The organism is Microcystis sp. M079S1, from assembly GCF_020246425.1.
In the GTDB taxonomy this organism is placed as follows: Bacteria; Cyanobacteriota; Cyanobacteriia; order Cyanobacteriales; family Microcystaceae; genus Microcystis; species Microcystis aeruginosa.
This window is the reverse complement of sequence record NZ_JADBSZ010000306.1, coordinates 1-5,678: the sequence shown is the minus strand read 5'-3', so window position 1 is coordinate 5,678 and position 5,678 is coordinate 1. Positions and strand designations below refer to the sequence as shown.

Sequence of the window (5,678 nt, the reverse complement as noted above, 5' to 3'; positions counted from 1 at the left end):
GCGGCTGTTATGACATAGCCTTGATGGCCGTTGAGGGAGGCGATTTCTCTTCCCGTCTCGGCATCCCACACCCTCGCTGTCTTGTCAGAGGAGGCGGTGACGATGCGCTTGCCGTCTGGGCTAAAGGCGGCTGTCCAGACACTGTCTTGATGAGCCAAGAGGGTTTGGTGCTGCCAAGGTTGCCCTGCACGATTTTCTACGGTATCTAGCATCGTTTGCAGCGCGTAAAGGGGATTTGCCGCAAACCCCGCCCGTCCCTTTTTCTGTGCCAATGCCTTCGCCGCTTCTCCAACTTGGATCGCCTCTACCAATGCTGGGATCTGTCCAAATTGAAAGTTATTTGAGGCAACCTCACCCGATCGCTCTAACCGATTGACCGCAAGGATCGTTTCCTGTTCCTCCTGCGCCTGTTGCAACGCTATCTCTGCCTGTCGCGCCGCCCTTTCTGCCTTTTGCTGCTGGGCTGCAGCAAGTCGGAACTGCTGCTCTGCTGCCACCTTATCCCGTTCTGTGGCTGCCCTATCTCGGTTGACTTGAGCCAACTGCGCCGAGGCTACCAGTACCCGTTCCTGTGCTTGTAGGTATTGCTGCTGGGCCGATCGCGCTTGGTTTTGTGCCTGCTGGAACTTGCGATCGGCATCCTTTAGCTTTCCTCGCGCTACTGAGAGATTTTTCTGGGCTAATTTTTCCTTTCCCCTCGTCTGGCGCAAATTGCTATCTAAAATAATTTTGTCTTGCTGTAACTTCCTTTGGTCTGCTAATAATCTCAGTTTGTCGCCGTTCAGTTTTGTGATATTGGTTTGGGCAACCCTGAAATTATTCGTTGCCTTTATCGAAATAGGAACGGCAATAGCAGCAATGGCAATAGCTCCCAATGCCCCCAACAAACTAAGCTTATTGCGTCGATTAGCTTTTTTGATGATTCTGCCGGATTCCTCCCTTGTTTCTAATAATGCTTGGTTCGCTGTTTCTAATTCTGTTTCCGCCTGTTCCCTCGCCGCAGTCAAAATCTGATTCGCTTCCGTTTCCGCCGCCAATCGCCTTTCCATATCCCGTTTTTCGACATCCTGGCTATCATCTAAAAAGCGTTCATCTTCTTTACTCAAGCGCTTTCCTTTTGCCCAAGTCTCCGCCTCCCGCAACGCCTGTCCCCGCAACAAAAACGACTCTTTCTGCTCTTCTTGTGCCTCCTGCCAAGCCTTAAACGCCTCCCCATAAAACCCCGGACGCAAATCCGCCAAAGCGCGAGCCACCCACTGCCCATTAAACACCTGCGCGTAGATGGGGTTATAGACTTTCAACCTGCCCTCTCGCTTCACCACCAAACCCGTCAGCCGCAGTTGCAGTTGCTCGTAGCTCTCATCGGCAATGATCCCCCCTTCCTTTCTGGATGAGAGAGGGGGGGGTTCAGCATCCAAAACTTGCTGATAAATCCCTAGCAGTCGCCCCCGTAGCCGTTCGTCACTGCGTAAAATCCTGTCTCGAATCGTTTTCAAATGCGGCGGCACGTCCTGCGCCTCCCAATTATCGATAAGCTGGCTCGTCACCACCTGCGCCACCAAATCTGGGGGCGATAGGCGCAAATCTGCCTCCTGCACTACCAAATTCAAGACCCGCTGCGTCAAAAACGGCTGTCCCCCCGTCCAATACAACACCGCTTGCAGCACCGCCTGCGGATCGTCCACCTTGCCCACCAAACCCTGCATCAACGGTTGAGCTTCCTGGAGTTGAAAGCCACTCATCTCCACCGCCCGACCGATATTAAACGCCGAACTACGCTTACTGACAATCAGATCGGAAGGTGTTGCCACCCCTAAAAACGCAAAAGTCAGCCGCCGATAACGCAGATCTTCCGCCCGCCGCTCAAAGAAAGAGCGAATCAGAATGAAAAAACCATCGGTATCAAACTTGAGACTGAGCAGGTTATCAATTTCTTCGACAAAAATGACGACATCTTGCGAGAGTTCTGCCAGCAATACGCGATCGATAAAATAAGTAAAGCGTTCGACCGCCGAAATCGACTGAGCCGCCAGATCCTTCCACCAACTCGAAAAATCGATTTTCTCTTGTAAATGCAAATCATCGATCAAGCGTTTTATGGTTCCGGCATACCACTGATCCTCGCTCAAACTGGTTCCCCGGGTTTGCGGGTCAATGACCGCACAAGCCACCCCCTCTGCCGCTAACTTCTGCATCACCCGCACCCGCAAACTAGACTTGCCCATCTGCCGCGAGTTAAAGACAAAACAATATTCTCCTGATTTCAGGCGATCGTACAATTCGCGATCGGCCTGTCGCTCTACATACCCACGATATTCGGCAGGTAAGCTCCCGCCTACTTGATAGCTAAAAGGAGTCGAGGAAGTTGGGTTTGTCATCTGATACCAAATTGCTAAAAATATGTCCCAGAAAACGGATTTCTTTAAGAAACCCGTTTTCTAAGAGGTTAGGCGATCGCGTAGCCCGTGTAACCGCGTACATCCGCCGGATGAAAAGCGAGGACAATATCCTGCCGGGGAACACCCGCCGCCACTAGCTCATGGGTTACTCCGTCTTCGGTTTCATCTCGTTGTACCCAGATTTTCTCGTTGATAATATCCAAATGAATTAAACAGCCATGCACGCGAGTTTTGCGATCCCATCCGAGCGTCATCAAAAGATAGCTATCTCGAACTTCATCAAAAATCGGCTTACAAATCAATTCGCCGTGAGAATAAGGGATTTCAGTATAAGGAATCAAAACCGATTTAATAATATGACGATACTGATCTAATTTTTCCATTGCGAAATGACCTCCTTTTCAGCATCAAAAACAATAAACTTGAGATTTTCATCTTCGATTAAAATTTGTCCGATTGGCTCTTCAAAAAATGAATTATAAATCACATCTCTAATCGCCAAATCTAGTTTACAATAAAGTGTTTTTATTTAATTTCCTCCCAAGCGATCGCAAAAATACTGACGATAAAGATCGCAGCGAGGTTTCACATTATTATCAACCCGCACCACTAATCCCATACTGTCCAGTTTAAACGACTCCTCAGACCGCAAACGTACCGGCGCTTCAGAAGTAATAACCAATTTCATGGCTGCCCCCAGTTCAGGATAATCTTCCAAAGTCTTCAAATGTCCCCGCAGATAATCGCTGTAAATTCCCGCTTCTGTGGGAGCCGTCCGCAAAAATTCCGCCAAAGAAAGATCCCCCGCTGCAATGTGATAGAGTGCCGAGCGCACCATGTAGGGATGCCCTCCAATTAACCCCATAAATTGTTCGAGTTCCCCCTCTGTCCAAGTTAATCCGTGCCGTGCTACCAACTCCTGTACCTGTTCAGGCGTAAACTCTCCCAATTCGATGGGCAACCCCACATTAAAAGGCGATTGATTGATATCCCGTTGGGCATAGGACTCTTGAGAATGGACGATGATCAGCCGCAATTTCTGCCACAGTTTTTTAATCTTGGAACTTTCATGCCAGCCGCGCAATAATCCGCATAAATCCGTCTCGATATCTGCGTATTTAAAGATGCGATCAAAGTTATCGATCGCCAACACTAACGGGCGATCGTTCCCCTCTAATAAATACTTCTCAAAATAATCCGTACTGTTATCGTTCGCTCCAAAAATATCATCCCAATACTCTTCAATCTTGACCCTTACTCCTAGTGGTTTACCCACCGACGCACAAAACCACTGCATGAACTTGTCGAGATCGTCAAAGAACTTTTGATTGGTCTGTTCCAGGTCGATCGTTACCGCACGATAGCCTAGTTGAGATGCTTGGGCAAGTACCTTCGCCATCAGGGACGATTTGCCCATATTGTGGGGCGATTTAATCCGAATCAGGGAGCCAGGCTTTTGAATTTCCTCATAGCACCGTTCTTCGTAAGGGGAAGTAATATAAAAGCGAGAGTCAATGCTAACTTGTCCTTCTGGAGATTCCAAGCTAATTTCCTGTTGTATCTTGTCTGGAGTAACTGTTGGCTTGAGGGGTTCCGATTGCGTTGGCATCTCAGTGGCTTTTGCGGATTGTTGCGGCTCTGGCAAGACAGTAGGCTGTTTGTCAGTTAACACTGTCGCCATTTCCATTGCCGCCTGCCGAATCCCCTCAGCAATATTTAAAAACGCCTCACCCCGATTACTCCAAGTCGTCACAGGCTTGGCATTTTTTGGCAAAGCTTGCAACTTACCAAAAGGCGCACCACTCCAATCCACCGGCTTCAAAATAATCGGAATCACCCGCGCCTCCCCCGCATCATGCCGTGCGATCGCCCGTTCCATTTCAAGATCATAACAGTAGTCAGAAGCGATAAAGTTTTCACTAATCAACAACAGAATAATCTCGGCTGAATTGAGATTTTCATCAATGGCTTGTTTCCACTCTGTTCCAGCACTAATTTTGCGATCGTGCCATGATTTAATTACTCCCTGTCTTTGTAATGACGCGAGGTGAAGTCCCAAAGTTTCCCGCAGTTTCTCATCCCGGTGAGAGTAAGAAATAAATACATCGAGCGGTGTGGATGATATGTCTGGATTAGGTAAAATCATGGCTCTCAGTTTTAAGATTTCAGAAACCGGTTTTTTTCAACCTATTGATTTCAGAAAACGGGTTTTTTGAAAAAACCCGTTTTCTCGTCTAACTTGTTATACTATACTACTACAACTTAAAACCTCACCATTCCCTAATCTTCCCTGCGGGGTTGGAGACAAGCTTTGCACCCTCACTGAAGGAGTAATTTCCCACTTCCACTCGCAACTATAGAATTAGCTATAATAAAATTACCACAGGTATCATCTTCATATTTCTGGAAACTATATGACCTTAAAACAATTAGACCGAATTACTTTTAACTCCAAAATTATGGCAGGTCAAGCCTGTATTCGAGGAATGCGTATTCCTGTTTCTTTAATTCTTAATCTACTTGCTAACGAAAAGCCGATAGAGGAAATATTAGAGGAATACCCTGACCTAGAAAGAGAAGATATTCACCAATGTTTATTATATGCTTCTTGGTTAGCCAGAGAACAAGTTCATCATTTTGAATTAATCGAGCAATGGAGATAGAGTTTCTAGCCGATATGGGGATTTCTCTGCGTACAGTCTCATGGTTAAGAGAACAAGGTTATGATGTCGTTCATCTTCGAGATGAAGGCTTACAAACTTTATCTGATCAGGAAATTCTTGCCAAAGCAAAAAGAGGAAAGCGGATAATTTTAACTGTCGATCTAGATTTTTCTCAACTTCTCGCTATTAGTGGTGATAATTTACCAAGTGTCATCCTATTCCGTTTAGGCAATGAAAACTACAATCTAATTAATCAGCGTTTAACTATAGTTTTACGAGATTGTACAAAAGCATTAAAGACGGGAGCAATTGTGTCAGTGACAGATCGTATTTTTCGGATTAGACTTTTACCAATTTAAGATTTTTGCTTTATAGCTTTCATGGAGTCTTCCCGTTAATTCCATCTTAAATATTGTGTTCCAAAAGCGAACACCTTTATTATTGAGTACAAATTATAACATTGGCAAATAATCTCGGTTCTTCGTTACTTAGTATGGTTCGATAGGGTGGCATAAATCGACTAAATCCTTATCTGGCAAGAGATTTAATTGATTAGTTCGCTCTAGATAGAAAACAATTAACAAAAATCGCCAAATGTCTTTCTCTATAAGAGTTT

Annotated in this window: 6 protein-coding genes; 2 read left to right on the top strand and 4 right to left on the bottom strand. The window is 45.9% G+C overall.

Annotated features, from left to right (window positions below):
* The 4 genes from IM456_RS19740 to IM456_RS19725 form a co-directional block, all read right to left on the bottom strand.
* A partial coding sequence (locus tag IM456_RS19740; protein ID WP_287705321.1) for an AAA-like domain-containing protein occupies nt 1–2,378 on the bottom strand: 2,378 nt, incomplete at its 3' end.
* A 68-nt stretch (nt 2,379–2,446) separates the two neighbouring features.
* Complete coding sequence (locus tag IM456_RS19735; RefSeq protein ID WP_012268273.1) at nt 2,447–2,782, bottom strand: XisI protein; 336 nt, start codon at nt 2,780–2,782, stop codon at nt 2,447–2,449.
* Nucleotides 2,770–2,901 carry an element excision factor XisH family protein gene (locus IM456_RS19730; protein WP_002761389.1) on the bottom strand — a complete coding sequence of 44 codons (132 nt, stop codon included), beginning with the start codon at nt 2,899–2,901 and terminating at the stop codon, nt 2,770–2,772. The genes IM456_RS19735 and IM456_RS19730 overlap by 13 nt, the downstream gene beginning before the upstream one ends.
* Nucleotides 2,902–2,928: 27 nt before the next feature.
* Nucleotides 2,929–4,545, bottom strand: a complete 1,617-nt coding sequence (locus tag IM456_RS19725; protein WP_287694343.1) for an AAA-like domain-containing protein — start codon at nt 4,543–4,545, stop codon at nt 2,929–2,931.
* Nucleotides 4,546–4,813: 268 nt separating this feature from the next.
* On the opposite strand from IM456_RS19725, the gene IM456_RS19720 reads away from it, so the two are divergent.
* Together IM456_RS19720 and IM456_RS19715 are read left to right on the top strand one after the other, a co-directional pair.
* Nucleotides 4,814–5,062 carry a DUF433 domain-containing protein gene (locus IM456_RS19720; protein ID WP_002743172.1) on the top strand — a complete coding sequence of 83 codons (249 nt, stop codon included), beginning with the start codon at nt 4,814–4,816 and terminating at the stop codon, nt 5,060–5,062.
* Entirely contained in the window at nt 5,053–5,421 is a 369-nt protein-coding gene (locus IM456_RS19715; RefSeq protein WP_287694341.1) for a DUF5615 family PIN-like protein, read from the top strand. The genes IM456_RS19720 and IM456_RS19715 overlap by 10 nt, the downstream gene beginning before the upstream one ends.
* The last annotated feature ends 257 nt before the right edge of the window (nt 5,422–5,678 follow it).

What these genes read in the sequence shown, in the direction of transcription:
- IM456_RS19735 (WP_012268273.1), bottom strand. Translation starts at nt 2,782, where the DNA reads ATGGAAAAATTAGATCAGTATCGTCATATTATTAAATCGGTTTTGATT.
- IM456_RS19725 (WP_287694343.1), bottom strand. Translation starts at nt 4,545, where the DNA reads ATGATTTTACCTAATCCAGACATATCATCCACACCGCTCGATGTATTT.
- IM456_RS19715 (WP_287694341.1), top strand. Translation starts at nt 5,053, where the DNA reads ATGGAGATAGAGTTTCTAGCCGATATGGGGATTTCTCTGCGTACAGTC.
- IM456_RS19720 (WP_002743172.1), top strand. Translation starts at nt 4,814, where the DNA reads ATGACCTTAAAACAATTAGACCGAATTACTTTTAACTCCAAAATTATG.